Source organism: Nonomuraea sp. NPDC003754 (genome assembly GCF_053605785.1).
Genome location: NZ_JBSGJX010000012.1, coordinates 189,270 through 214,686, shown reverse-complemented (window position 1 = coordinate 214,686; position 25,417 = coordinate 189,270). Strand labels below are relative to the sequence as shown.

The following is a 25,417-nucleotide window of genomic DNA, read 5'->3' as shown; positions in this document are numbered from 1 at the left end:
GCGGCCCTGCTCGACCGGGTGGAGCGGGCCGGCCTGGCGGCGGGCGCGGGCGGTGCGGAGGCGGCCGGAGCGGCGGGAGCGGCCGCGGCGGGCGCCGGGGGGGCGGCCGCGGCGGCGGCGGGCCGCGGCGGCAGGGGAAGCTGGACGGTCCGCTCGCCCGAGGGGTCGGCCGCCGGGCGCTCCGGCTCGACGGGCCTGCTGGCCGCCATGCGCGCCTTCACCGTGCCGCCCGCGCCGAAGCCGCCCTCGGTGGCCTCGTTGCGGATGTTGGCCCAGAACTCCTCGTCGTCGTCCTCGGCCGCGCCGTTGCCCCACTCGTCGACACCACGCCTGCCGCGCTGGCCCGTACGTACGGGTTTGGGCTGCTTCGCCTGGTCGATGGGGCTGAAGTCGGGGCTGAAGTTGGACATGCGCGGCTCGTGGGCGGCGAACTCGTCCGTCGACCGAGCCTGGGTCATCTCCTCTTTCTCGGCCATCGCCTTCAGCCGCTCCGGAGGGAGCGAGCTCTCACGCTTGTTCATCGAACGCATGCCCAGTGCCACGACTACGAGCACGAGGAGCACGACGGCGACGAGAACCAGTACGACCGCGGTCATTGCACCACCCTCAAGGCCATGGCCTGCCAGCAGCGCCGGTGAGATCGCGCGGCCATCGACGCGATCTGCCCCCTTTGATCACCAACGCACAGCGAACGGATCTGATTGTGTCGGACCACTATGAGCGTTGTCACACCCAAAGTGAAGAATTGGTAACCATCACTACCGGCAGCGTTTAGGTCATCACTCGATGTGCACCGCCGTCAGGCGCCCGCGCGCGATGGTGTGGTCGGCGATCATCTTCAGGATCTCGGGGAGGGAGGCGCCCACCGGGTCCTGCAGCCGCCCGCTCAACGCGTAGACGCTGAATCGATAGCTTCCGGTCTTCTCGCAGGGCGGCTCGTAGCCGACCTTCGTGCTGGTCACCGCCGCTTGGGCGGCCTCCTTCGGCAGGTCGGAGGCGGCGTCCTCGCCGAGCTCGGTCGTGCGGGGGTCGATGTTGTAGACCACCCAGTGCACGGCGGGGCTGGGGGAGGTGGTTTCGTCGACCACGATCGCGATCGACTTGGCACGGGAGAGCACATCGCTCGACCAGCGCAGCGGCGGGCTCTTCCGGGTGCCGTGACAGGAATATTCCGACGGCAGGGGAGTGCGGTCACGCAGTCGCGAACTGCTGACGTTGATCTCCCTGATCTCCCTCGCGGGACCGTTCAGGATGCCGCAGCCGGACACGCCGAGCGTCAGCGCGGCCACCATCCCCATGACGGTGACGCGCCGTACGCGCGTGGACGTGTTCGCCTGCCCCATGCCGGAAGATGCTACGCGCCTGCCGGTGGTGCGCCGACCGGTTCGGGAGGTTCGGTCGCGAGGAAAGCCACGGAAATCCACCATAATCAGGGCATCGAAGGGTGACCTTGGACACAACCCTGACCGTCGCGGTCAGTTCCGCGCCGCGCCGGCCAGCCGTTTCAGCCGTCCGGTGACCCTTGATCGATCGATACGGCCGAGACGGAGGGAAACCGGGTGGGCCCTTCTAAGCTGGGCAGTGTGAGTGAGCAGCCCGACCCCGTCGCGGGTCCCCTGCGCGACCCCGAGCATCGCGTCTCGCCCAAGGCCGTGCGCCTGTGGCTGCTGGAGGCCGTGGTCGCCTTCGTGATCTTCGCGGGGGGCTCGTTCGGGCTCGCCGCCTGGATCCCGAGCTGGTCATGGCTGCCGGAGTGGCTGTCGGGCAACTCCTGGCTGGTGCCCGTGCTGGTGCTGGTGCCCGGCACGCCGCTGCTCCTGCTGGAGCCTTTCGTGCGCTATGCCGTCCATCGCTGGGAACTGTCCGGCGACGTCGTCTACGCCAGGTCCGGCTTCCTGACCAGGGAGTGGGTGTTCGTGCCCGTCAGCCGCATCCAGACGGTCGACAAGGCGCAAGGGTGGTTCGAGCGGATGCTGGGGCTGGCCACGCTCGAGATCCGCACCGCCTCACACGCCGGGTCGTCCAGCATCCAGGGTCTCGACCAGGCGGTCGCCGCCGGCCTCGCCGAACGGCTGGCGCGAAGGGCCGAGGAGCTCAGGGACGACGCGACATGAGCGAGGAGGCCCCCGGCACGAAGCTGAGCCCCAAGGTGCTGCTCATCGATCCCGTGCGCATGCTGCCCTCGCTGCTCGTGCCGCTGGTGGGCGTGCTGTTCGTGGGCGGCTTCTCGCCGCGCTCGTTCGGGTGGGCCGCCGTCGGCGTGGTCGGCGCCGTCGTCTTCGCCGTCGTGCGCTGGGCGACGTTCAGCTACCGAGTCGCCGGCGACCGGCTGGAGATCAGGCGGTCGCTCATCAGCAGGTCGGTGCGGACGATCCCGCTGGAACGCATCAGGGGCGTGGACGTCAGCACCCCGCCCATGCACCGGCTGCTGGGGCTGGCCGTCGTCAAGATCGACACGGGCGCCAGCGGAGGCGGCGAGCAGGAGGGCGAGCTCGACGGGGTGACCGTCGCGGAGGCCGAGAGGCTCAAGAGCGTCCTGCTGCGCCGCGCCAGAGCGGTCAGGGCCGAGGAGGCGCGACAGCCGGGAGACACCCTCACCGAGGCGCCCCCGCCGCCGCCCGAGGAGCGGGTGATCGTCAAGGTGCCCCGCGCGTGGCTGCTGTACGGCCCGCTGTCGGGCGCCTACTTGCTCACCCCCTTCGCCCTTGCCGGCGGCGCCATCGGCCTGGTCCTCCAGTGGGGCAACGACCTCGGCCTGCGCGACGTCGCCTGGTACGCGGGCGAGTGGCTGTGGCGGCACCCCCTGCTCATCGTGGCCGCCGTCGTGCTGCTGGTGCTGGCCATGCCGTTCGTCGCGGCGGTCATGTACGCCGTCTTCAACTGGGACTTCACGCTGACCGAGCGCGAGGGCTACCTGGTCGCCGAACGCGGCCTGATCACCAGGCGCAGCGTCTCCCTCGAGGCCCGCCGTACCAGGGGCTACGAGATCGTCGACGCCCTGGCCGAGCGCAAGGCGGGCGTCGTCAGGATGTGGGCGATCGTCACCGGCCTCGGCGACTCCGAGACCCGGGGGCAGTTGCTGCCCGACGTCCCCCGCCCCATGGCGCTGGAGGTCGCCGCCCGGGCCGTGGGGCCGTTCACCGCGCCGCTGCGCCCGCACCCGCCCATCGCCCGCAACCGCCGCCTGTTCAGGGCGATCGCCCCCTGGCTCGCCGTGGCGGCCGCCTTCGCCGTCCTGGCCCTGGCGACCGGGACGGGGCTGTGGTGGCTCGTGGCCGGCGTGGCGCTGGTGCTGGCCGGTCTCGGCCTTCCCCTCGGCGACGACCGCTACCGGTCGCTCGGCCACGGCTACGACGGGCGGCTGCTGTCGGTCCGCTCGGGTTCGCTGCGGCGCGCCCAGGCGGTCGTCGAACGGCGGGCGGTCGTCGGGTGGCGGCTGCGGCAGACGTGGTTCCAGCGGCGGGCCGGAGTGTTCACCCTCATCGCGGGGGTGGGCGCGGGCAAGGGCGGCTACGAGGCGGTGGACGTCTCCGCCGTGCAGGCGGTCGGATTCCCCGCCGAGGTCACGCCCGAGTGGATGACCCCGTTCCTGCGCACCCCGGACAGCCGCCACCCCTGACGGCTCCCCCCGCCCGACCGCTCCTGGCCGCCTGTCCGGGATCCGCCTGAGCGCTCGGTGGTCTGCTTGGGGGTTCGCCGGAGCGCTCCCCGGCCGGGCCCGCCCTTTTGGTCGGGCCTGCTCTCTCGGGCGGGCCTGCTATTCGGGTTCGGGCCGGGTCTGCACGTCCGAGGTGGGTCCGCTCGCACGGCTCAGGCGTGGTTGGTTCGCGCCGGGGTTGCTCGCGGGGCTCAGGCCGGGGTGGCTGGCGCTGTTGGGTCGGGTCGCGCGCTCCGCGTGCGGGTGCGGGGACGGCGCCGGGCGGCGCGTGCGGGTGCGGGGACGGCGCCGGGCGGCGCGTGTGCCCCCGATGACGCGAACGAGGGGCGGTCCCGTGGACCACCCCTCGTGTCGGCTGCTCGCGTCAGTCCTGGCGGCGGGCGCCGAACATGATCTCGTCCCAGGTGGGCACCGAGGCGCGGCGGCCCCTGGAGCCCTTCTTGGGCTGGCGCGCGGCGGGCGCCGGCGGCGGCGACGGCACGGGCCCCGCGTCCCCCGGCTTCTTGGGGACGGGCGGCTTGGGCACCGGCGGCTTGTCCGGGACCGGCCTGCTCTCCTTGGCGCCCTCGTCGGTGCTCGGGCGCGCGGCGGGCACCTGGGCCTTCTCCTCGGGTACGGCCTGCCCCGCCGCCTTCACCGCCTCGGCACCCTGCCCAGCCTCGGTGCTCTGCCCGGCCTCGGTGCTCTGTCCGGCCTCGGTGCCCTGTCCGGCCACGGCTGCCGCCGAGTTCTGGACGGCTTCCTCGGCCTGGGGCGCCTTGGGTGTCTCCGCGTCCCGGTCGGCCTGGGCTGCCTCCACGGCGTCGGCGCTCTGCCCGGACTCCGCCCCCTTCGAGACCTCGCCGACCTCGCCGACCTGGTGACCCCGTCCACCCTGGGCGCCCTGCCCTAGCTGCGCTGTCTGGTGAGCCTGTCCTGCCTGGGGAACCTGCCCGGCCTGGTCAGCTTGCCCGGCCTCGTCGGTCTGCCTGGTCTGGTCGGTCTGTCCGGCCGGGTCGGCCTGCCTGGTCTGGTCGGTCGCGTTCGCCGCCGGACTTCCAGCGCCCGGGTCGGTCGCTGTCGCGGTCGCGGTCGGTGTGCCGGTGCTCTGCTCGGTCACGTCAGGCTTCGGCGCCTCGGTGGTCTGGGCGGTCACATCGGGCTTGGGCGCTTCGGCGCTCACGTCGGGCTTCGGCGTCTCGGTGGCTGGCGCGGTCGTGGCGGGCTTGGGAGCCTCGGTGGCCTCGGCGCTTACCGCTGGCTTCGGCGCCTCGGCGGCCTGCCGCGTGGCTGCTTCGGAAGTTCCTGCGGCCTGCTGCGTGGCGGCTGCTTCGGAAGTTCCCGCGGCCTGCGTGGCGGCTGCCCCGGGAGTGTCCGCGGCCTGCGGGGTTGCGGCTGCCTCGAGAGTCTCGACCGCCTGCTGAGTCGCGGCGGCCCCGGGAGTTTCGGCGGCTTGCGGCGACTCGACGGCCTTCTGCTCCCGCACGGACGCGTCAGCTGCCTCCGACCGCCCTTCGGCCGCCTGCGGCTGCTCAGCGAGGTCCGCGTCGACCCCCTGGGAAGCCCCGGCTGGAGTGGTCGCGTGCTGAGCGGCCTCCGGCTCGGCGGTAGCCACCTGCGCGGCCGCAGGGACGACCTCCGGCCCGGCAGGGGCGACCTGCGCGGCACCAGGGCCATCCTGCGCAGCGGTCGAAGCATCCTGCGCAGTGGCAGGGCTGTCCTGCACGGTGGTCGAAGCGTCCTGCGCAGTGGCAGGGCCGTCCTGCGCTGTGGTCGAAGCGTCCCGCGCCGCGGCAGGGCTGTCCTGCGCGGTCGCCGCAGTGTCCTGCGCGGTGGTCTGCGGGGTCGTGGGGACGGCTTGTGCGGTCTCGAGGGCGCCGTCGACAGGCGGGGACACCTCCCCGGTCTCCTTCACCGCGGCGGATCCCTGAACAGCGGCCACGTCGGCGGCTGCCGGTGCGGTCGCGGCGTCAGAAGCAGGCTGCGCGGTGCCGGAAGAGGGCAGCTCGGCGTCGGAAGCGGGCCGTGCGGTGTCAGCGGCTCCTGGTGACTCCACGGCGGTGGCAGCCTGCACGGTCGCGGCGGCCTCCGGAGAAGCGGCGGCCTCCGGAGAAGCAGGAGTCTCCGGAGAAGCGGTGGCCTCCGGAGAAGCAGGGGCGACGGAGGCAGGCGCGGGCGCGACGGCCCCAACCGTGTCCTCGACCAGCGGAGCGGCCGTGACCGGCGCCTCACCGGGACCGGCGTCGCCCGTGGCGGCGGGAGCCGGGACGGCCTCGGCTCCGTCAAGCAGGGGCCGACCGGCGGCGGAACCCGCAGAGCCGTGCGCGGGGCCTGCGGGCGCTTCGGGCGACGGCGACGGTGCGGGCTCGCGCACCGCGGGTGCGTAGATCGACTCCGGCTCCCGGGCGGCGCCGCGCCCCCCGGCCTCGGCCGTACGCGAAAGGCTCGGCGTCCACGCCGCGGGCGGCTCGGCAACGGCGGGATGCGCCACCGGCGGCGGGAAGGCCGTCGGATCCTGGCGTGCCACCGGCGGCGGGAAGCTCGTCGGGTCCTGGAACGCCGCCGGAGCGGGCGGCTCCTGCCTGGCCGCCGGCGCGGGCGCCTCGTGGTGGATCAAGGCGGCCGGCGGCTCGTGGCGGACAACCGGGGCGGGTGGTTCGTGGCGGGCCACCGGGGCCGGCGGTTCGTGGCGGGCCACCGTCGGGAACGGCACGGGCGGCTGCATCAGCGGCTCGGCGGCCAGCGGCGGCACCGGCTGCAGCTTGGCCACACGCGGCGCGAAGGGCGTGACGGTGGTGTCCTCGACCTGCGGGTTCGGGTCGAAGTCGGCCGACGACAGCCGCATGGCCTCGTCGTCGTGCGGGGTGACGTGGCGGCGGCGCGGGTCGAACAGCCACTCGGCGTGCCGGGTGTGACCGTTCCACACGTAGCCGAGCTTGACCCGCCACATGCCGTCGTCGCGCTTGGCGGAGTCCCAGTCGATCTCGTCGGACGGCACGCCACGCCGGGTGAGCCGCTCGGCGACCAGGTCGCCGAGCGTGGGGCCGGGGGCCGACTCCCCAGGCATGCGCACGGACACGCGCTGCGCCTGCTGGGCGACGTACTCCCTCTCCTGGAGCACGGGGCCCTCGAACCAGCGGACCCGCTCGACGGGGATTCCCGCGGTCGCGGCGATCTCCTCCGCGGTCTCCCCGGCTCGGATGCGGGCCTGGATCTCCTTGGGGCGCAACGGACTCTCCACTTCGATCTCGTACTGGCCGAGACGGGAGAAGTTTCCGCGGACGGCAGCGCGGAGCCGGTCGTCCACGGGAAGCGTGAAGCGGGTCCCTCTCCCGGCCGTCGCCAGCACGAGATAGGTGCCGTCCTCGCTCACCGCGACGAGTCGGAGCTCCTGCATGCGAGTCCCTTCGTCAGCGTCGTGCTCAATCTTCCCCCGGACCCTTGAGTCTCTCGCGTGTGCCGGTTGCCTGCCAGCACCGTACCCGGCATGTCCGAACATCGCCTTCATGGGACGGGCCCTGTTCGATGTGACGCCGGTCACATTTGACGTTTCCATCCGGAATTACAGCCCGCCACCGTGCAGCAGGAGGTTAGGCGTCCCCGAGGGATTCTGGCGAATCGCGTCACGCGTCGCCGTGAACTTCGGCCAAGTGGCCTGATCTGGCGGGTCGCCGGACGGTCGGGGCTCCAGGTGGCGGGCGAGGACGCCCGCCGCGCGTGGGGAGGTGACCACGGCCACTCCGGCCTCGCTGAGCCGACGTACGGCGGTGGCGAGGGCGGGGGAGTCGCCGGAGTCGACGGGCAGGGTGGCCACGGCGGGGCGGTGGGCGTGCCTGCGCACCCAGTCGAGTCCCGCGATCACGTCGGACAGGCGGCCGGAGCCGTCGCAGCCGAGCACCTTGACCGAGCCGACGTGGGCGCCGGGCGCCCTGCCGTACGGGCTGCCGGCCGCGATGGCGGCGGCGCGGGTGCCGTGCGAGCCGCAGAAGCGGCCGCGCGCGCCCGTGGCGTCGAAGGCGTGCCAGGCCCGGCCGCCGAAGTCGGGACGGGTGACGTCGACGCCGGTGCCGAGCACGTAGACGGTGACGCCCCTGCCGGTCGACGGCGAGCGGGACGGCCCGGCCGACGCCAGGCCGAGCGCGTGGCCCGGCCCCGGCTCGCCCACGCGGTCCCCGAGATCACCCGCGCGGCCGCCGAGTCGGAGCGCCCGGACCCTGCTGTCGGGTTCCACCGCGCTCACCCTGGCGTCGGCGCGCAGCTCGGCCGCCTCCGCCGGAGTCAGCACGGTGGCGAAGCCGGGCAGCGCGGCGGCGTAGTAGCGGCGTACCCGCCAGCGCGCGTCGCCGACCAGTGCCCGGGCCTCGGCTCTGCCGACGGCGGTGACGATGGAGGGGCGGGGCGGCTCGTCGGGCACGGTGAGCGTGGCGGCGGGTGTCACGACAGAGGCCACCACGGGGGCCGCTGTGGTGACCGCCGTCGCCACGGCCGCGGCGGCGTAGACGGAGGGCAGTCCGAATCGGCGGGGCACGAGGGTCCAATCTGCTGTCACGCAGGTCACAGGAACAACAGGACACGCGGTCGCGTCTAGTTACGAAGAAGCTCTTTACCGAACGCGTGACAAGAGGGGACTGATCCGGGGGATGAGCGGCGAGCAGCAGAAGTTCGAGCTGAGCGTGCCGCAGATCGCAGGGGGAGCGCTGGCCGCGGTGACCGCGGCTGTCGCGGCGTCGTACCTCGGGGTGGCGGGGACCTTCGTCGGCGCGGCCGTGGCGAGCGTCGCCAGCACGATCGGCGGCGCGGTCTACACGCACTACCTGAAACGCGCCAACGAGCAGATCAAGCAGCATACCGTCGTCGCCTGGCGCGACCGGTCCGAGCCGCCGGCCCGCGTCGAGGGGGCGGGGGAGCTGGCCACGGCGGTGCAGGCCACCGTGCGGGAGGAGGGCGAGTCCGCGCCCACGCTGGTGATGGCCCCGGTGGTGCCGAAGCGACGGCTGCCGTGGCCGAAGCTGCTGGCGGCCGCGGCGCTGGTGTTCGCGATCAGCACCGGGGTCATCCTCGCCTACCAGGCGCTGGCCCACGAGACCGTGCACGAGACGGTGACCGGCAGGTCCAGCGCCGTCCAGCAGAAGAAGGAGCCGAAGCGCGAGCGGGAGGAGCCGGTGGCGCCGCCGTCGTCCGAGGCGCCGCGGTCGCGGGAGCCGGCGACCACGCCCACCCCGTCTCCCACGCCGACGCCGACCCCCAGCCCGACGCCCACCCGGACGCCCGCGGCGACGCCCACGCCCACGCCACCCGCGACCGAGCCCACGCCGGAGCCCACCGGCTCGGCCACCGAGGCGCCCACGCCCGCCGAGACGCAGAGCGACAGGGGCACCGAGCCGGACCAGGACGCGCCCGCCGAAGACCGTCTCGAGCAACTGCCCGGCCAGTCCTAGCGCTTTCCGGCCTCATCGCGACGCAGGAAGCTCCGGATGTCGTCGAGGCCGTCGAGCGCCCGTCCGTCCACGTCCGACGGATCGGCCTCCGCTCGCGCAGCCAGGGACGTCGCGAGCGCGACGGCGTGATCGCTGAGGTGTCCGAAACGTCGCGCGGTATGCCCCAGGCACAGGCCGGCCAGCCCGAGCAGCGGACTGCCGGCCGAAGCCCGCGTTCCGACCTCCACGCAGCAGTGCTCGACGAACGCCCGGTCGTCCTCGTTCAACGCGGTACCGACCAGAGCGTCCGCCGCGGCGGCCTCCTGCGAGCGGTCGCTCAGAGCCCGCTCCAGCGTCTCGAGCACCACCTCATGGGGCAGTGCTGGAGGGTTCCCGAAGCGCCGGTGCGCATCCACCTGGATCGCGGCCTCGGCCCTCAGGCGCCCAGGACGGTGTCCAGGTAGGGGTTGGTGAACACCCTGCCGGGGTCGAGGCGGTCGCGCAGCGCCACGAAGTCGGCGAACCGCGGATACACCCCGCGCAGGTAGGCGGCGTCCCTGGTGTGGAGCTTGCCCCAGTGCGGCCGCCCGTCGAGGCGCGTCATGATCTCCTCGACGCCCTCGAAGTAGGCGGGGTTCGGGGTCGGCCGGTAGATGTGGCAGGCGATGTAGGCCGACGGCCTGCCGTACGCGGTGGACAGCCAGGCATCGCTCGGCGGCGTGACGCGCACCTCGATCGGGAAGGTGATCTTCCAGTCCATCCGCTCGACCAGGTCCCTGGTCTCGCGCAGCGCCTGGCCGAGCCGTTCGCGGGGGACGGCGTACTCCATCTCCAGGAAGCGCACGTCACGCACGGAGGTGAAGACCTTGTAGCTGGTGTTCACCGATTCGGAGTCGCCGAGGAAGGCCGCTGACAGCGCGTTGAGCCGGGGGATCGCGGCGGGGAAGCGTCCGCCGATGCCGCACAGCGCCCCGAAGAGGGTGTTCTCCAGGAACACGTTGTCCAGCCAGTGCTTGACGGCGCCGGGCGGGCTGGCCGGGCCCGGGTGCCGGTTGTTGGTCTTGACCAGGCAGGCGTCGGTGTGCGGGAGCCAGAAGAAGTCGAGGTGCTCGTTGTCGGCCGTCATCGCGTCGAGGCCGTCCAGGATGTCGCTCAGCGGCATCGCCCTGCGCCGGTTGTGCAGCAGGAAGGAGGGCTCGACCCGGAAGGTGACGGCGGTGAGCACGCCCAGCGCGCCGAGCCCGACCCTGGCGGCGTCGAACAGGTCGTCACCGGGGACGGCCGTCGCCACGGAGCCGTCGGCCAGCACCATCTCGAGCTTGACCACCTGGTCGGCCAGGCCGCCGGTGTCGCGTCCGGTGCCGTGGGTGCCGGTCTGGATGGCGCCGGCGACCGTCTGCGCGGTGATGTCGCCCATGTTGGCCAGCGCCAGGTCGCGCTTGGCGAGCTCCTCGTTGAGCACGCTGAGCGGGGTGCCCGCCAGCACGCACACCGAGCTGGAGCCGTTGTCCCTGGTGACCGAGCGGATGCCGGTCAGCTTGTGCGGCCTGAGCATGATGCCGTCGGTGAGGGCCACCCCGGTGAAGGAGTGGCCCGTGCCGACCATGCGGACGCGGCGCCCGCTCGCGGCGGCGTCCTGGACGGCCCGCGCCACGTCCTGCACGGAGGATGGGGTGCGCACCTCGGCGGGCGTGGCTGACTGGTTGCCGGCCCAGTTCGTGAAGACCATGCGCACCCCTCCGGAGCAACGTTCGGTTAAACGCGAACGATACTCACTTTTCCCATCCTTCGGGAACGGGGAAGATGTCGCCCGGCTGCAGGTTCTGGCTCTTGACGACCTCGGAGACCGTCACGAGATGGTAGCCCTTGCCCTGCAACGTCTTGATGAGCGCGGGCATCGAGTCCACGGTCTGCTTCACCCAGTCGTGCATGAGGATGATGCCGTCCTGCTTGGCCACCGCGAGCGTCTGCTTCTTGATGGCCGCCTCGTTCTTGGACTCCCAGTCGCGAGAGCCGCCGGTCCACAGGATCATCGGCATCCCGAACTCCGCCGCGATCTCGGAGACCTGCAGGTCGGCCAGGCCGTACGGCGGGCGCAGCAGCTTGGGCTCCACGCCGGCGGCCTGCTTGACGGCGTCCTGGGTCTTCTTGATCTCGTTCCGGATGGCCCCCGGCTCGAGCGTGGTGAAGTTGGGGTGCTTGTAGCTGTGGTTGCCCAGCTCGTGCCCTTCGGCGGCCATGCGCTTGACGAAGGCCGGACGGCTCGTCACGTACTGGCCTTCGAGGAAGAACGTGGCCTTGGCGTTGTACTTCTTCAACGTGTCGAGCAACTGGCCCGCGTACTGGCCGGGGCCGTCGTCGAAGGTCAGCGCCAGGCACTTGACCTGGGTGCAGTCGACCTCTTTGGGGGCGGGTGCGGCTGTCGCGGCGGCGGGGGTCGATGCGACCGTTACCGCGGCGATGGCCAGGAGTGAAAGGAGATGTCGGGACATAGCAGACTTTCGTAGGTTGAGGGGGTGTCTGAGGGGATCTCCCGACCGTAGCGGATCATCCTTTGGCGGGTGAAGGAGCCTCAGGAAGTCTCAGCAAACCCGAACCTCCGATGCCGACGACGGCCGCCAGCAGCGCACACGTCAGCGAGAAGCCGTAGGCGTTGGAGGCGCCGAACGCCTCGGTGAGCCGCCCGCCCGCCCACGCGCCGACCGCCACGCCGAACCCGATCGAGGTGGAGATCCACGCCATGCCCTCGGTGAGCAGCGACGGCGGCACCAGCCGCTCGGTGAGCGAGAAGCCGGTGATGAGCGTCGGCGAGATCGCCAGGCCCGCGATGAACAACGCGATCGCCATGACCGGCGCACTGCCGATGAAGGCGATCGGCAGCAGGCCGACCGCGAAGACCGCCAGCGCCCTGACGAACCTGGCCCGCAGCGACACCTTCCACGCTCGCGAGCCGAACCACAGGCCCGACACCATCGAGCCGCCCGCGAAGGCCGCCAGCAGGAAGCCGGCCATGCCCTTGACGCCGTGCTCGTCGGCGAAGGCCACCGTGATCAGGTCGACCGAGCCGAAGACCGCCCCCAGCGCGAGGTAGACGCACGACAGCAGGGCGATGCCGGGGATGGTGATCGGGCTGCCGCCGACGTGCCGTACCAGGGCGACGGGAGGCTCGGTACGGCGCTGCATCGCGAACGCGAGCGTGCCCACCAGCATGAGCACCAGCGCCACGATCAGCCCCGCGAACGGGTTGACCATGGTCGCCAGGACGGTCACCGTCGCTGGCCCGGTAACGAAGATCACCTCGTCGGCCACCGACTCGAACGCGAAGGCGGTGTGCAGCCGCGCCGAGCCGCCCAGCAGGTGGGACCAGCGCGCCCTGACCAGCGACCCGAGGGAGACCGAGCTGGCGCCGACCACGAAGCCGGAGACGTAGAGCGTCCAGCCGGGCAGGCCGAGTCCCGCGCACAGCATGAGCGCCGCCATGGCCGCGCCGTTGACCAGGGCGAGCGGTGTGATGATCCGGCCCTGGCCGAACCTGTCGACCAGGCGGCCCGACAGCGGGGCGGCGATGGCGTAGGAGAGGTTGGTGACGGCGGCGACGGCGCCTGCCGTGGCGTACGAGCCGGTGATGAAGGAGATGAGCAGGACGATGCCGATTCCCAGCATCGACATCGGCATCCTGCCGATGAATCCCGCGACGACGAAACCCTTCACGCCGGGCATGTTGAACAGCCCCCGGTACGGCCCGACCACTTGTGTCCCCCTACTCTTCAAGCGTTCAACGTTTGCGCACCGTGTGTCCGGACAGCAAGTGATTTTTCGCCTGATCGTCTAACGTGGCGCAGGTGTCTGCTCTTCCCTCTGTCCGGGGACTCATGATCGTTCTCGCCGTCGTGGTGTCGGTGGGCGCCGCGGGCGCGTTCGCGTTCACGATGAGCGAGGAGAAGAAGAAGGGCGCCGATCCCGCCCCGCCCGTCGTCCTCAAGGAGGAGACCCCGCGGCTCGACCAGCTGGTGCCGGTCAAGGAGTTCGGGCAGGGCGGCCCGGGGGTCTCGGTCACGCCGCCGCGCATGCTGGGCATCGCCCGGGCCACGGTGCCCAAGGACACCCGCCTGGCCCTCGGCGGCCTCAAGCACGTGCAGAAGGTGATCGTGGTGGACGCGGGCTCGGTCAGGATCTCCGGCACCGGCGTCAACCTCCTGGCCGTCGACCCCACCGAGTACCGCTCGTGGACCCCGCAGGCGGTCGCCGACCAGCCGGAGGTGTGGAGCGCGCTGGCCAGGGGCGAGCTGGTCGCCGACACCTCCGCCGCCCGCAGGTTCGGCCTGGTCCTCGGTGCCACGTACCAGATCGACGGCGGCCCGAGACTGCGCGTGGCCGCCTCCGCCACGCTCGGCCTGCCCGGCGTGGACGGCGTCGTCAGCACCGAGGTCGGCCGCAGCCTCGGCCTCATGCAGGGCGTGGCCGTCCTCCTGCACGGCAAGGAGGGCAAGATCCGCGAGGCGGGCGTGCGCCGGCTGCTGGGCAAGGACACCCAGGTGGTCACCATCGGCCGCGCCCCCGCCCGGCCCCGGCCGCAGAAGCAGGTGGTACGGCAGGGCAGCTACCTGGACCTCTACAAGTCGGCCGCCACCCGCTGCCCCGGCCTGTCGTGGACCGTGCTGGCCGCCATCGGCCAGGTGGAGAGCTCCCACGGGCGCAACAACGGCCCGTCGAGCGCCGGCGCCCTCGGCCCGATGCAGTTCATGCCCGCCACCTGGAAGGCCTACGGCGTCGACGGCGACGGCGACGGCCGCAGGGACATCTGGAGCCCCTACGACGCGGTGCCGGGCGCGGCCAACTACCTGTGCGCCAACGGCGCCGGCCAGGGCGGGCAGAAGCTGCGCAAGGCGGTGTGGTTCTACAACCACTCCTGGGACTACGTGAACAAGGTCCTCGGCCTGGCCGAGGCCTACGCCCGCGCCTACACCTGACCCCGCCCCGCCTGACCCCGCCGGCCCTGGTCTACGAGGGGCGTCGCACGGGCGCCGGGCAGCAGGTCAGCGGGCACGCCACCGGCTCCGGCTCGTCCATCAGCTCGCGCACCATGCGCACGAAACGCGGATGCGTGCCCGCCGTCGCCGCCCGCTCCAGCGGCAGCCCCAGCTCGGCGGCCAGTTGCCGGGCCTCGACGTCGAGGTCGAAGACGACCTCCATGTGGTCGGAGACGAAACCGATCGGCACCAGCACCACGGCGGGCGCGTTCGTCTTGCGCAGGTGGTCGAGCACGTCCGGCTCCAGCCACGGCACCTGCGGCGGGCCGCTGCGCGACTGCCACACCAGATCCCACGGCTCGTCGCGGCCGAGCGCCTGGTTGACCAGCTCGGCCGACCTGCGCAGCTGCGCCTCGTAGAGCCCGCCGGAGGGGCCCGCCGTCTCGGCCATGGAGACGGGGATGCTGTGCGCGGTGAACACCAGCCTGGCGTCGTCGCGGCCCAGCCGGTCGAGCGCCTGCCTGGTGTGGTCGGCCAGCGCGGCCACGAACCCCGGATGGTCGCCGAAGTGGCGCATCTTGACCAGCTCGGGCCCGCCATCGAGGGAGATGCGCCGGATGTCCTCGTAGTACTGCCGGCAGCTGGAGTAGCCGGCGAAGGCCGAGGTGGCGAAGACCGCCGCCTTCCTGACCCCGTCGGCCTTCATCTGCTTGACCGTGTCCTCGCCGAACGGCCGCCAGTTGCGGTTGCCCCAGTAGACCGGCACGTCCAGCTCCGGGCGCAGGGCCGCCATCAGGTCGCGGTTCTGCTGGTTGATCGGGCTGACCCCGCCGAAGGACTGGTAGTGCTCGGCCACCTCGAGCAGCCGCTCGCGCGGCACCCCCCGGCCCCGCACGACGTTCTCCAGGAACGGCATGACGTCGTCGGGCCCCTCGGGACCGCCGAAGGACAGCAGCAGCAGCGCGTCGTAGTTCCCCACGCCGGTAAGCCTAGGCGGACCACGATGTAGGTTCGTGACGTGAGCTCATTCAAGGATATTCGAGACTACGTTGCCATCCCCCGAGTTCTCTCGCTGAAGCTGTCGCCGGACGGATCCCGGCTCGTCAGCGCCGTCCAGTCGCTCAATCCCGACGGCAAGTCGTTCGGCACCGCGCTGTGGGCCATTCCCGTGGACGGCGAGCCGTACCGTCTCACCAGGAGCGCCAAGGGAGAGACCGGCACCGAGTTCACCTCGGCGGGTGACGTGCTGTTCGCCTCACGCCGTCCCGATCCGACCGTCAAGGACGCCGACGAGGAGGTGCCCGCCCTCTGGCTGCTGCCGCGCGCCGGCGGCGAGGCCCGCCAGGTGGCCGCCCGCCCCGGCGGGATCGCCGCGGCCAGGACGGCGGGCGACGTGGTCGTCTTCGCCTCCGACGTGCTGCCCGGCGACGAGGCCGCCGACGAGGAGCGGCGCAAGGCCCGCAAGGACGCAGGGATCAGCGCGATCCTGCACGAGGGGTACCCCGTCCGCTACTGGGACCACGACCTCGGGCCCGGCCGTACCCGCCTGTTCGCCGGCAGGCTCGGCGCCGACCGGCTGGAGGACGTGCGGGATCTGACCCCCGACTCCGGCAGTTCCCTCGGCGACCACCTGGACTTCGCCCTCACCCCCGACGGCGCCACGGTCCTGAGCACCTGGGCGGTGCCGACCGGCGCGGGCCAGCAGCGGATCGAGGTGGTCGCCATCGACGTGGCCACCGGCGAGCGGCGCACCCTGTTCGCCGCCGACGACCACGACTTCGAGGGGCCGCTGCGGATCTCGCCCGACGGCGCCCGCGTGGCCTGCTCGCGCAGCCGCCACACCGCGTTCGACGTCTCGGCCCGCTCCGAGCTGTGGATCGGCGAGATCGCCACGGGCGAGGGCAGGGTCCACGCCGACGACCTGTTCCCCACCGACCTGGCGTGGGCGGCCGACTCCACGGCCGTCTACCTCGCGGCCGACCACCAGGGCCGCCGCCCGGTCTTCCGCGTCTCCCTCGACGGCGCCGTCACGCGGCTCACCGCCGACGACGCCGCCTACCTGGCGCTCAACGCCTCCGTGGACGGCCGCTTCCTGTACGTCCTGCGCAGCGGCTACCACGCCCCCGCCACCCCGGCCAGGATCGACACCGCCACCGGCGAGGTCGTCGAGCTGCCCTCGCCCGCCCCCGCGCTGGAGCTGCCCGGCACGCTCACCGAGCTGACGGCCGTGGCCGACGACGGGCAGGAGATCCGCGGCTGGCTGGTGCTGCCCAGGGACGCCTCGGCCGAGAACCCGGCGCCGTTCCTGCTGTGGATCCACGGCGGCCCGGTCGCCTCCTGGAACGACTGGTCGTGGCGGTGGAACCCGTGGATCATGGCCGAGCACGGCTACGCCGTCCTCATGCCCGACCCCGCCCTGTCCACCGGCTACGGCCAGCACATGATCGACCGCGGCTGGGGCGACTGGGGCCCGCGCACGCTGGCCGACCTCGACTCCATCGTCGACGAGGCGCTCAAGCTGCCCGAGATCGACGAGACCCGCCTGGGCGCGATGGGCGGCTCCTTCGGCGGCTACATGGCCAACTGGGTGGCCGGGCACTCCGACCGCTACCGCGCGATCGTCACCCACGCCTCGCTGTGGAACCTCGACCAGTTCGCCGGCACCACCGACGCCTCCATGTACTGGCAGCGGGAGTTCGGCGCGCCCGGCTCCGAGCGGTACGGCAAGCTGTCCCCGCACGTGGCCCTCGACCGGATCAGCACGCCGATGCTGGTCGTCCACGGCGACAGGGACTACCGGGTGCCGATCGGCGAGGCGCTGCGCCTGTGGTGGGACCTGCAGCGCAGCGACGTCGAGTCGAAGTTCCTCTACTTCCCCGACGAGAACCACTGGATCCTCAAGCCGGGCAACGCCGTCGCCTGGTACGAGACGGTGCTCGCCTTCCTCGCTCAGCACGTGCTCGGCCAGGAGTGGAAGCGCCCCGAGTCGGTGGCGTAGATGACCGACTTCGCGGCACTGGCCACGGACATCGCCCGCGAGGCGGGCGACATGCTGCTGGCCAAGCGGCCGAGCAACCCCGAGGTCGTGCAGACCAAGTCGAGCCCCACCGACGTGGTCACCGCGCTCGACCGGGCCTCGGAGGAGCTCATCAGGGCCAGGATCAGGCAGGCCAGGCCCGACGACATGATCCTCGGGGAGGAGGGCGGCGACACCCCGGGCTCCAGCGGCGTGCGGTGGGTCGTCGATCCCATCGACGGCACCGTCAACTTCCTGTACGGCCTGCCCGAGTGGGCGGTCTCCATCGCCGTCGAGGTGGACGGCAGGGTCGTCGCGGGCGCCGTCAACGTGGCGCCGCGCGGCGAGCTGTTCAGCGCCTCCCTCGGCGGCGGGGCCGTCCTGCACAAGGACGGGCTCGCGCAGGAGCGGCTGCGCTGCAACAGCGGGGTGCCGCTGGCGCGGGCGCTGGTGGCGACCGGGTTCGGCTACGACGCCGCACGGCGCAGGGTGCAGGGGCAGATCGTGGCGGCCGTGCTGCCCGCCGTACGCGACATCAGGCGGGGCGGTTCGTGCGCGATCGACTTGTGCTCGGTGGCGGCGGGCCGGGTGGACGCCTACTACGAGCGCGGGATCAACTACTGGGACCACGCCGCGGCCGGGCTGGTCGCCACCGAGGCGGGGGCCAGGGTCGGTGGCCTGCACGGCAGGCCGGCCGGCGGTGAGCTCACCATCTGCGCCGCGCAGGGGCTGTTCGAGGAACTGCACGACCTGCTCGTGCCGCTCGATCCCGAGCGCGACGCCTGACCGGTGGGGTGCGGCGCACCCCGGACACGACGACGGCCGGAGCCTTCAGGCTCCGGCCGTCACGCGTGCGGGTGCGGTTCAGCGCGGCAAGGGGACGCCGTGGTCGTCGGCCAGGCGGCGCAGGTCCTCGATCTCCGCGGTGAGGGTGTCGGCGAGGTAGTCGTCGCCGACGGACCTCGCCTCGTCGAGACCCTTGTAGGCCTGGCAGAGGCGGCGTTCGATCGTGATCGTGAACTCGCCCATCTCACCTTCTCTCTCACATGCATCTCGGGGGCGGCGCGTGCGGTCATGGGGGTTCCACGGCACGCGGCGATGAGTGTCTGCCGGGTTTACCCACCCCGGCCGCGGTCCGAAACCTCCGATCGCGTGTGCCCTGCGTCACGCTGCCGCCGAACATGGCTTACCGTGCGTTTATCGGGGATGTGGGGACAATGAAGCCACATCGAGGAGCAGGGAGAGGGGCCGGCAGCCGTGCGGGTGCTTGTGGTGGAGGATGAGCGGGTGCTCGCCGACGCGATCGCGACGGGGTTGCGTCGTGAGGCCATGGCCGTGGACGTGGCCTACGACGGCGGAACGGCGCTGGAGAAGACCTCCTACATCGACTACGACGTGATCGTGCTGGACAGGGACCTGCCGGTGGTCCACGGCGACGAGGTGGCCCGCCGGCTGGTCGCCGACCGCAGCGCCTCCCGCATCCTCATGCTGACCGCCGCGGGCGACGTCGACGACAAGGTGGAGGGCCTCGGCCTCGGCGCCGACGACTACCTGGCCAAGCCGTTCGTGTTCATCGAGCTGGTGGCCCGGGTGCGCGCCCTCGGCCGCAGGTCGGCGCCCGCCCTGCCGCCGGTGCTGGAACGTTCGGGGGTACGGCTGGACCCCGGCAAGCGCCTGGTGGAGCGCGACGGCAGGGAGATCCAGCTGACGAAGAAGGAGTTCGCGGTCCTGGAGGAGCTGCTGCGCGCCGACGGCGCCGTGGTCAGCCAGGAGGACCTGCTGGACAAGGCATGGGACGAGAACATCGACCCGTTCACCAACGTCGTGCGCGTCACCATGATGACGCTGCGCAAGAAGCTCGGTGAGCCCCAGGTGATCGAGACCGTCCCGGGAGTGGGATACAAGTTGTGAGCGACGAGCAGGACCGCCCGGCGGTCCCCACCCATCCGATGATCAGCCCGCACTCGGAGCGGGCGAGCATGACACGGACGCGGATGGAGCAGCTGGGCCAGGGGGACGGGGACAAGGGCGGGCAGCGGCCGCCGCAGGAGGAGACGTGGGACGGCCCGCCGCCCATCCAGCCGGCGGCCGAGGAGACGATGGCCGAGCGCATCAGGGTGATGCGCGACAGGGTGAGCATCCGCTGGCGGCTCACCCTCACCTACAGCGCGCTGTTCTTCGCCGCGGGCGCCTTCCTGCTCGCGGTGATGTACCTGATCGTCAGCGCGGTGCTGCACCAGGGCTTCTCCTTCACCCTGAAGCTGCCGCAGTGGGCGCCGGAAGGGCTGGCCGAGTCCCTGAACGACCAGTCCCAGCTGCTGATGAACAACAACATCAACCTGATCCTCGAGAACCTGATCAGGCAGTCGATCATGGTGTTGATCGGGGTCGGCATCCTGGCGCTGATCCTCGGCTACTTCGTGGCCGACCGGGCGCTGCGTCCCGTGACGCAGATGACCGCGACGGCCAAGAAGCTGTCCGAGAGCAACCTCGCCCACCAGCGCATCGACCTCAAGGGTCCGCAGGACGAGCTGAAGGAGCTGGCCGACACCTTCGACGCGATGCTGACCAGGCTCAACATCGCCTTCGACACCCAGCGCAGGTTCGTGGCCAACGCCTCGCACGAGCTGCGCACACCGCTGACCATCAACAGGACGGTGCTGGAGATCGCGCTGTCCGACCCTGAGGCGTCCGAGGACCTCAAGGCGCTGGGCCGTACCCTCCTGGAGGTCAACGCCCGCAACGAGAAGCTGATCGAGGGCCTGCTGCTGCTGGCCAGGAGCGAGCGCGAGCTGCGCGTGCGCAAGCCGGTCGACGTCAAGGAGGTCGCGACGACGGCCGTGGAGCAGCTGGCGCCCTTCGCGGCCGAGCACGGCGTCACCGTCACCACCGAGCTGTCGGCCGCGCCGACGCTGGGCGACCCCGTCCTGCTAGAACGCTCCATCAGCAACCTGCTCGAGAACGCCGTCAAATACAACATCCCAGAAAACGGAAAAGTCTGGATCCGGACGGGAATGGTGGACGGGGCACTGGTTGTTCAGGTGGCCAACACGGGACAGCATGTCCCGGCGTACGAGGTCAACAGCCTGTTCGAGCCCTTCAGACGGCTCCACGCCGACCGCGTGGACTCGGCGAAAGGCTCGGGTCTCGGCCTGTCCATCGTCCGCGCGGTCGTGCAGGCGCACGGCGGAAACGTGGCCGCGGTGCCGCGCGACGGCGGAGGACTTGTCGTGACCATTCGACTTCCCGGGCGCTAGTCCGGCGTGTTGATCTGACGGGGGAGTCTCGTTCGCGCCGTACATGTGGTTGGATGTGCCGTCGAACACGGTGGTGCATGCCGCCAATGCTGTGTGTTTCGCCATATTTGGCTAACCACGGGCCGTTGGTAGCACGCCCCAACGTGTCGGGAGGTTCAGCAGCCGTTCCTTCGGGGTACCGATGCACAAATCTCCCGGAGGAATCGGGCACAAGATGGGCCTCTCGGACGTTAGACACGCGCGACGAGCGCGAGACCATAGATGAGGGGGATGGAGCGAGCACAATGGCAACCGACTACGACAGCCCGCGCAAGACCGACGACGACCTGGGGGAGGACAGCCTCCAGGAACTCCAGGCGCGGCGCACTGACAAGTCGTCCGGCAGCATCGACATCGACGAGACCGACCTCGCCGAGTCGCTGGAGCTGCCCGGTGCTGACCTGTCGAACGAGGAGCTGTCCCTGCGGGTGATCCCTCGCCAGGCCGACGAGTTCACCTGCTCGCGGTGCTTCCTTGTGCACCACCGCAGCCAGCTGGCCTCCGAGAGGAACGGGCAGCAGGTCTGCAAGGAGTGCGCCGCCTGACGGAGAGGGCACCTCATCGTGTCATCCAGGAATGAGGAGCGGGACGACCCTGTGAACGACCCGACGGTCGCAGAGTCGTCCGCTGCCTCCACCGCGGACGAGGATCGCGAACACGAGGCCGCGGACCTCGACAACGAGGTAGGCGAGCTCGTCGGCCGCCTGGTGCGGCCCGGTGAGCTGAAGAGCGCCGAGCGGCGCAGGCTGCTCGGCCGCCTCGGCGTGGCACTGTCCGAGGGAGCCAGGAAGGCGCAGGCCTCGGGCGTCGGCCGGGGCAGGTGGCTGGCCGAGGTCTTCCTGAAGATCGCACCACGCATCCCCATCCGAGACCTCGCGACCCTGTCCGACCACCACCACGGCCTCACCGGCGAGCAACTGGCCGACGATCTCGTCCGCACCGCGCAGAAGGCGACGATGACGATCGGCGCGATCGGCGGGGCACTGGCCGCCGCCGAGTTCGCCGCGCCCCCGCTGCTGCTGTCGGCGCCCGCCCAGCTGGTCGCCGAGACCATCCTGGTGGCCGCGATCGAGGTCAAGCTGCTGGCCGAGCTCCACCAGGTCTACGGCGTCGAGGTGCCGGGCACGGGCACCCAGCGGGCCGTCGCCTTCACCGTGGCGTGGTCCAAGCAACGCGGCATCGACCCCCTCGCCCCCGCCTCGGTCACGCTCGCGCTGGGCGGGGCCGCGAAGACGGCGCTCCGCAACAGGCTGATGCGGACCCTCGGACGGCACCTGACGACGCTCGGCCCGTTCCTGACCGGAGCCGTGGCCGGTGGCGCGCTCAACCGGGCCGCGACCAGGCGACTCGGCGCGGCGATCCGCGCCGACCTGCGCATCAAGGGGTCCGCTCTGCCGCGGCCCGCCGACGCCGCCGAGCTCGAGAGCTGATCCGCGCCCAGGTGGCGTGGCCCTTCCCCCGTCGCGCCCCTGGGGTCCGTGTCAACGGGTGCGCAACCCGTCGAAGGCGATCGTCAGGATCGCCTCGGCCAGCTCGTCGGCCGATCCGCCGCGTGACGGCTGGTACCACTCGGTGATCGAGTTGACCGTGCCGAACAGCAACCGTGTCACCAGCGCGGGATCCACGTCCGGTCTGATGTGCCCCTCGGCCGCGGCCTCCTTCACCAGGTGGCTGACGAACCTGTCGAACTCCCTCCGCCGCTCGAGCGCCTGCTGCTCGGTGGCGCTGTTGCCGCGCACCCTCAGCAACAGTGTCACGTACGGCAGCCGTTCGACGAGGATCGACACGCTGCGCCGGACCACCCACTCCAGCCGCGCGATCGCGGGGCCCGAGGTGGCCATGGGGTCGGCGATCATCGTGAACAGGCCGTCCAGCGCCCGGTCGAGGGCCCGGGCGAGCAGCTGCTCCTTGCCCGGCACGTGGTAGTAGATCGCCGACTTGGTCATCCCGAGGGCGCGGGCGAGGTCCTCCATGCTGGTGCCGTCGTAGCCGCGCTCGTTGAACACCGTCACGGCCGTGTGCAGGACGGACTCGGGGTCGTGCCCGCGCCCGCGCTGACGGGTCGGAGTGGTGGTCATGGGCTAATTATCCCGAAGGTCCACTACGCGCTGGAGCTTTCCCGCCGACCTGGCCAGCGTCCCCTGCGCCACGAGCTCGACCGCGATCGTCACGCCGACGGTGTCCTTGACCGTCCTGGCGAGCGCCTCGCCGGCGCCTTCGGCCCCCGGGGCGGCCTCCACCCGGACCGTCATCACGTCGAGGCGCCCGGGCCTGCTCAGCTCGATCAGGAAGTGCGGCGACAGGCCCGGCGTGCGCAGCACGATCTCCTCGATCTGCGTGGGGAAGACGTTGACGCCGCGCAGGATGATCATGTCGTCGGTACGGCCCCGGACCTTCTCCATCCGCCGGAAGGCGGGCATCGCCGTACCGGGCAGCAGGCGGGTCAGGTCGTGGGTGCGGTAGCGGATGACGGGCATGGCCTCCTTGGTGAGCGAGGTGAAGACCAGCTCGCCCCTGCCGGAGGCGTCCGCGTCGACGATCTCGGGATAGAAGTGGTCCTCCCAGATGTGCAGGCCGTCCTTCGTCTCGACGCACTCCTGGGCCACGCCGGGGCCGATGACCTCCGACAGGCCGTAGATGTCGACGGCGTCCAGGCCGAAGGCGTCCTCGATCTCGGCGCGCATCTCCTCCGTCCACGGCTCGGCGCCGAACAGGCCGACCCGCAGCGAGGTCGCGCGCGGGTCGAGCCCCTGCGCCTCGAACTCCTCCAGCAGCGCCAGCATGTACGACGGCGTCACCATGATGACGTCGGGGCGGAAGTCGGTGATGAGCTGGACCTGGCGGGGCGTCATGCCGCCGGAGACCGGCACCACCGTGCAGCCGAGCCGCTCGGCGCCGTAGTGCGCGCCGAGCCCGCCGGTGAACAGCCCGTAGCCGTAGGCGACGTGCACGATGTCGCCGGGCCTGCCGCCGGCCGCCCTGAGCGACCTGGCCATGACGTCGGCCCAGGTGTCGATGTCGCGCCTGGTGTAGCCCACCACGGTGGGCCTTCCGGTCGTGCCGCTGGAGGCGTGGATGCGCACCACCTGCTCGCGCGGCACCGCGAACATGCCGAACGGGTAGCGGGACCGCAGGTCGTCCTTGGTGGTGAAGGGGAACATGGCCAGGTCGTCCAGCTTCTTGCAGTCAGCCGGATGGACCCCCGCCGCGTCGAACTTCTCCCGGTACAGCGCGACGTTGCGGTAGGCGTGGTCGAGGGTCCACCGCAGCCGCTCCAGCTGCAGCGCGGCCAGCTCGTCCGACGAGATCATGGCTCCTCCTCCCGCAGGCGCGGACACGCCGGCGCGACACGGATGTCTCCCTTGTCAGCTGACCGAATGTTCGGTAAACACATCATCGTCCGCAGGTCCTGTCAAGGGAGGGGCGACCATGTTCGACCAGCACAGGCAGACGCTCAGCCGGGCCATGGAGGCCATCGCCGAGCGGGGCTACTGGAGCGCCTACCCCGAGTCGCCGAGCCCCCGGGTCTACGGCGAGGGCGCGGCCGAGCGGGGCAAGGAGGCCTTCGAGTCCTACCTGGGCAAGCCCTTCCCGCTCGACCAGCCGGGCACCGGCCTGTGGATCGGCGCCGAGCGCTCGCCGTACGGGATGGAGCTGGGGGTGACCTATCCGGAGCCGTCGCCCGAGCAGCTCGTCGACGTCGCCGGAGCCGCGATGCCCGCCTGGCGCGACGCGGGCCCGCAGGTGCGCGCGCAGGTCTGCGCCGAGATCCTGCACCGGATCAACCAGCGCAGCTTCGAGATCGCCAACGCCGTCCAGCACACCACCGGGCAGGCGTTCGTCATGGCCTTCCAGGCCGGCGGGCCCCACGCGCAGGATCGCGGGCTCGAGGCCGTCGCCTACGGCCTGGCCGCCATGACCGCCGCCCGGCCCCGCGCGCGGTGGGAGAAGCCCGGCAAGGGTGACCCGCTGGTCATGGACAAGACGTTCACCGTCGTGCCCCGCGGCGTCAGCCTGGTCATCGGCTGCAACACCTTCCCTACCTGGAACGCCTACCCGGGGCTGTTCGCCTCGCTGGTGACCGGCAACCCGGTCATCGTCAAGCCGCACCCTGGCGCGATCCTGCCGCTGGCCATCACCGTGGCCGTCGCCAGGCAGGTGCTGGAGGAGGCCGGCTTCGACCCCAACCTCGTCACGCTCGCCGCCGAGGAGGGCCAGGGCCTGGCCACCCAGCTCGCCACTCATCCCGACGTGCGGATCGTCGACTTCACCGGCTCCACCGAGTACGGCGACTGGCTGGAGCGCAACGCCACCCAGGCGCTCGTGCACACCGAGAAGGCCGGGGTCAACCCGATCGTCGTCGACTCCACCGACTCCTACCGGGGCATGCTCGGCAACATCGCCTTCTCGCTGTCGCTCTACAGCGGCCAGATGTGCACGGCGCCGCAGAACATCCTCATCCCCTCCGGCGGCATCGAGACCGACGCGGGTCACAAGAGCTTCGCCGAGGTGGCCACCGACCTGGCCGGCGCCGTCACGCGGCTGCTCGGCGACGACACCAGGGCCGTCGAGTTCACCGGCGCGATCGTCAACGCGGGCGTGCTGGGCCGGCTGGAGGCGGCGCCCTCCCTCGGCGAGGTCGTCCTGGAGTCCAGGGCGGTGGCCCACCCCTCCTTCCCCGAGGCGACCGTGCGCACCCCGGTGATCGTCAAGCTCTCCCAGGCCGACGAGGAGATCTACGGGCGCGAGCACTTCGGCCCGATCGCCTTCGTCATCGCCACGGGGTCCACCGAGGAGTCCCTGGCCGTGCTGCGGCGGACGATCTCGGCCCGCGGCGCGCTGACCGCCTCGGTCTACTCCACCTCCGCTCAGGTGCTCGAGGCGGCCGAGCGGGCGGCGCTCGACGCGGGGGTCAACCTGTCGTGCAACCTGACCGGCGGGGTGTTCGTCAACCAGTCGGCGGCCTTCAGCGACTACCACGGCACCGGGGCCAATCCGGCCGCCACCGCCTCGCTCACCGATCCGGGGTACGTGGCGAGCCGGTTCTTCGTCGTCCAGTCGCGTCGCCACGCCTGACCCGG

The 25,417-nt window shown here is 71.8% G+C and carries 23 protein-coding genes; 11 read left to right on the top strand and 12 right to left on the bottom strand.

Annotation, left to right across the window (positions count from 1 at the left end):
* Positions 1-596 (bottom strand): hypothetical protein (locus ACWEVS_RS17875; protein WP_452552357.1); only part of this gene is annotated, 596 nt, incomplete at its 3' end.
* 183 nt (positions 597-779) lie between these two features.
* Positions 780-1,343: a YbhB/YbcL family Raf kinase inhibitor-like protein gene (locus ACWEVS_RS17870; protein ID WP_449924529.1), complete on the bottom strand. Its 564-nt coding sequence runs from the start codon at positions 1,341-1,343 to the stop codon at positions 780-782.
* A 240-nt stretch (positions 1,344-1,583) separates the two neighbouring features.
* Here ACWEVS_RS17870 and ACWEVS_RS17865 point away from each other — a divergent pair, with 240 nt between their 5' ends.
* A complete protein-coding gene (locus ACWEVS_RS17865; RefSeq protein ID WP_354904562.1) occupies positions 1,584-2,114 on the top strand; it encodes a PH domain-containing protein in 531 nt (176 codons plus the stop codon).
* Positions 2,111-3,619, top strand: a complete 1,509-nt coding sequence (locus ACWEVS_RS17860) for a PH domain-containing protein (RefSeq protein WP_449924526.1) — start codon at positions 2,111-2,113, stop codon at positions 3,617-3,619. Before ACWEVS_RS17865 ends, ACWEVS_RS17860 begins: the two co-directional genes overlap by 4 nt.
* Positions 3,620-4,022: 403 nt before the next feature.
* Here the strand turns inward: ACWEVS_RS17860 and sepH are convergent, their stop codons facing one another.
* Together sepH and ACWEVS_RS17850 are read right to left on the bottom strand one after the other, a co-directional pair.
* Positions 4,023-7,034, bottom strand: coding sequence for a septation protein SepH (gene sepH, locus ACWEVS_RS17855; RefSeq protein WP_452552355.1), 3,012 nt, complete (start codon positions 7,032-7,034; stop codon positions 4,023-4,025).
* 165 nt (positions 7,035-7,199) lie between these two features.
* Positions 7,200-8,165, bottom strand: a complete 966-nt coding sequence (locus ACWEVS_RS17850; RefSeq protein ID WP_452552353.1) for a S8 family serine peptidase — start codon at positions 8,163-8,165, stop codon at positions 7,200-7,202.
* Between the two features lie 112 nt (positions 8,166-8,277).
* On the opposite strand from ACWEVS_RS17850, the gene ACWEVS_RS17845 reads away from it, so the two are divergent.
* On the top strand, positions 8,278-9,075 hold the full coding sequence (locus ACWEVS_RS17845) for a hypothetical protein (protein WP_452414240.1): 798 nt from the start codon (positions 8,278-8,280) through the stop codon (positions 9,073-9,075).
* Here ACWEVS_RS17845 and ACWEVS_RS17840 read toward each other — a convergent pair.
* The 4 genes from ACWEVS_RS17840 to ACWEVS_RS17825 form a co-directional block, all read right to left on the bottom strand.
* Entirely contained in the window at positions 9,072-9,419 is a 348-nt protein-coding gene (locus ACWEVS_RS17840) for a hypothetical protein (RefSeq protein WP_452552351.1), read from the bottom strand. The genes ACWEVS_RS17845 and ACWEVS_RS17840 overlap by 4 nt on opposite strands.
* Positions 9,420-9,490: 71 nt before the next feature.
* Positions 9,491-10,783 (bottom strand): D-arabinono-1,4-lactone oxidase, encoded by a 1,293-nt coding sequence (locus tag ACWEVS_RS17835; RefSeq protein ID WP_452552350.1) that lies wholly within the window; start codon positions 10,781-10,783, stop codon positions 9,491-9,493.
* Positions 10,784-10,826: 43 nt separating this feature from the next.
* The gene (locus ACWEVS_RS17830; protein WP_354904546.1) at positions 10,827-11,546 is read right to left on the bottom strand and encodes a polysaccharide deacetylase family protein; all 720 of its coding nucleotides are present in this window, start codon (positions 11,544-11,546) and stop codon (positions 10,827-10,829) included.
* 55 nt (positions 11,547-11,601) lie between these two features.
* Positions 11,602-12,804: an MFS transporter gene (locus ACWEVS_RS17825; RefSeq protein WP_452552348.1), complete on the bottom strand. Its 1,203-nt coding sequence runs from the start codon at positions 12,802-12,804 to the stop codon at positions 11,602-11,604.
* Positions 12,805-12,926: 122 nt separating this feature from the next.
* Between ACWEVS_RS17825 and ACWEVS_RS17820 the strand changes: the two genes are divergently transcribed.
* A complete protein-coding gene (locus ACWEVS_RS17820; RefSeq protein ID WP_452552346.1) occupies positions 12,927-14,024 on the top strand; it encodes a lytic murein transglycosylase in 1,098 nt (365 codons plus the stop codon).
* 31 nt (positions 14,025-14,055) lie between these two features.
* Here ACWEVS_RS17820 and ACWEVS_RS17815 read toward each other — a convergent pair whose 3' ends face one another.
* Positions 14,056-15,003 (bottom strand): ferrochelatase, encoded by a 948-nt coding sequence (locus ACWEVS_RS17815; RefSeq protein ID WP_449924501.1) that lies wholly within the window; start codon positions 15,001-15,003, stop codon positions 14,056-14,058.
* 39 nt (positions 15,004-15,042) lie between these two features.
* Between ACWEVS_RS17815 and ACWEVS_RS17810 the strand changes: the two genes are divergently transcribed.
* Positions 15,043-17,022 (top strand): prolyl oligopeptidase family serine peptidase, encoded by a 1,980-nt coding sequence (locus ACWEVS_RS17810; protein ID WP_449924498.1) that lies wholly within the window; start codon positions 15,043-15,045, stop codon positions 17,020-17,022.
* Complete coding sequence (locus ACWEVS_RS17805) at positions 17,023-17,826, top strand: inositol monophosphatase family protein (RefSeq protein WP_452414231.1); 804 nt, start codon at positions 17,023-17,025, stop codon at positions 17,824-17,826.
* 78 nt (positions 17,827-17,904) lie between these two features.
* Here ACWEVS_RS17805 and ACWEVS_RS17800 read toward each other — a convergent pair whose 3' ends face one another.
* A complete protein-coding gene (locus ACWEVS_RS17800) occupies positions 17,905-18,069 on the bottom strand; it encodes a hypothetical protein (protein WP_354904533.1) in 165 nt (54 codons plus the stop codon).
* 228 nt (positions 18,070-18,297) lie between these two features.
* Here ACWEVS_RS17800 and ACWEVS_RS17795 point away from each other — a divergent pair, with 228 nt between their 5' ends.
* From ACWEVS_RS17795 to ACWEVS_RS17780, 4 genes are all read left to right on the top strand, one after another.
* A complete protein-coding gene (locus ACWEVS_RS17795; protein ID WP_354904531.1) occupies positions 18,298-18,951 on the top strand; it encodes a response regulator transcription factor in 654 nt (217 codons plus the stop codon).
* Positions 18,948-20,297 carry a sensor histidine kinase gene (locus tag ACWEVS_RS17790; RefSeq protein WP_452414229.1) on the top strand — a complete coding sequence of 450 codons (1,350 nt, stop codon included), beginning with the start codon at positions 18,948-18,950 and terminating at the stop codon, positions 20,295-20,297. The genes ACWEVS_RS17795 and ACWEVS_RS17790 overlap by 4 nt, the downstream gene beginning before the upstream one ends.
* 284 nt (positions 20,298-20,581) lie before the next feature.
* Positions 20,582-20,881 carry a DUF4193 domain-containing protein gene (locus tag ACWEVS_RS17785; RefSeq protein WP_354904527.1) on the top strand — a complete coding sequence of 100 codons (300 nt, stop codon included), beginning with the start codon at positions 20,582-20,584 and terminating at the stop codon, positions 20,879-20,881.
* A gap of 51 nt (positions 20,882-20,932) precedes the next feature.
* Positions 20,933-21,766 (top strand): hypothetical protein, encoded by an 834-nt coding sequence (locus ACWEVS_RS17780; protein WP_452552343.1) that lies wholly within the window; start codon positions 20,933-20,935, stop codon positions 21,764-21,766.
* A 51-nt stretch (positions 21,767-21,817) separates the two neighbouring features.
* Here ACWEVS_RS17780 and ACWEVS_RS17775 read toward each other — a convergent pair whose 3' ends face one another.
* Entirely contained in the window at positions 21,818-22,414 is a 597-nt protein-coding gene (locus tag ACWEVS_RS17775; RefSeq protein ID WP_449924485.1) for a TetR/AcrR family transcriptional regulator, read from the bottom strand.
* Positions 22,415-22,417: 3 nt separating this feature from the next.
* Positions 22,418-23,647: a phenylacetate--CoA ligase PaaK gene (gene paaK / locus ACWEVS_RS17770; protein ID WP_449924484.1), complete on the bottom strand. Its 1,230-nt coding sequence runs from the start codon at positions 23,645-23,647 to the stop codon at positions 22,418-22,420.
* Positions 23,648-23,765: 118 nt separating this feature from the next.
* On the opposite strand from paaK, the gene paaN reads away from it, so the two are divergent.
* A complete protein-coding gene (paaN, locus tag ACWEVS_RS17765) occupies positions 23,766-25,412 on the top strand; it encodes a phenylacetic acid degradation protein PaaN (RefSeq protein ID WP_452552341.1) in 1,647 nt (548 codons plus the stop codon).
* The last annotated feature ends 5 nt before the right edge of the window (positions 25,413-25,417 follow it).

What these genes read in the sequence shown, in the direction of transcription:
- ACWEVS_RS17820 (WP_452552346.1), top strand. Translation starts at nt 12,927, where the DNA reads ATGATCGTTCTCGCCGTCGTGGTGTCGGTGGGCGCCGCGGGCGCGTTC.
- ACWEVS_RS17805 (WP_452414231.1), top strand. Translation starts at nt 17,023, where the DNA reads ATGACCGACTTCGCGGCACTGGCCACGGACATCGCCCGCGAGGCGGGC.
- ACWEVS_RS17835 (WP_452552350.1), bottom strand. Translation starts at nt 10,783, where the DNA reads ATGGTCTTCACGAACTGGGCCGGCAACCAGTCAGCCACGCCCGCCGAG.
- sepH (WP_452552355.1), bottom strand. Translation starts at nt 7,034, where the DNA reads ATGCAGGAGCTCCGACTCGTCGCGGTGAGCGAGGACGGCACCTATCTC.
- ACWEVS_RS17800 (WP_354904533.1), bottom strand. Translation starts at nt 18,069, where the DNA reads ATGGGCGAGTTCACGATCACGATCGAACGCCGCCTCTGCCAGGCCTAC.
- ACWEVS_RS17775 (WP_449924485.1), bottom strand. Translation starts at nt 22,414, where the DNA reads ATGACCACCACTCCGACCCGTCAGCGCGGGCGCGGGCACGACCCCGAG.
- ACWEVS_RS17870 (WP_449924529.1), bottom strand. Translation starts at nt 1,343, where the DNA reads ATGGGGCAGGCGAACACGTCCACGCGCGTACGGCGCGTCACCGTCATG.
- paaN (WP_452552341.1), top strand. Translation starts at nt 23,766, where the DNA reads ATGTTCGACCAGCACAGGCAGACGCTCAGCCGGGCCATGGAGGCCATC.
- ACWEVS_RS17830 (WP_354904546.1), bottom strand. Translation starts at nt 11,546, where the DNA reads ATGTCCCGACATCTCCTTTCACTCCTGGCCATCGCCGCGGTAACGGTC.
- ACWEVS_RS17845 (WP_452414240.1), top strand. Translation starts at nt 8,278, where the DNA reads ATGAGCGGCGAGCAGCAGAAGTTCGAGCTGAGCGTGCCGCAGATCGCA.
- paaK (WP_449924484.1), bottom strand. Translation starts at nt 23,647, where the DNA reads ATGATCTCGTCGGACGAGCTGGCCGCGCTGCAGCTGGAGCGGCTGCGG.
- ACWEVS_RS17785 (WP_354904527.1), top strand. Translation starts at nt 20,582, where the DNA reads ATGGCAACCGACTACGACAGCCCGCGCAAGACCGACGACGACCTGGGG.
- ACWEVS_RS17860 (WP_449924526.1), top strand. Translation starts at nt 2,111, where the DNA reads ATGAGCGAGGAGGCCCCCGGCACGAAGCTGAGCCCCAAGGTGCTGCTC.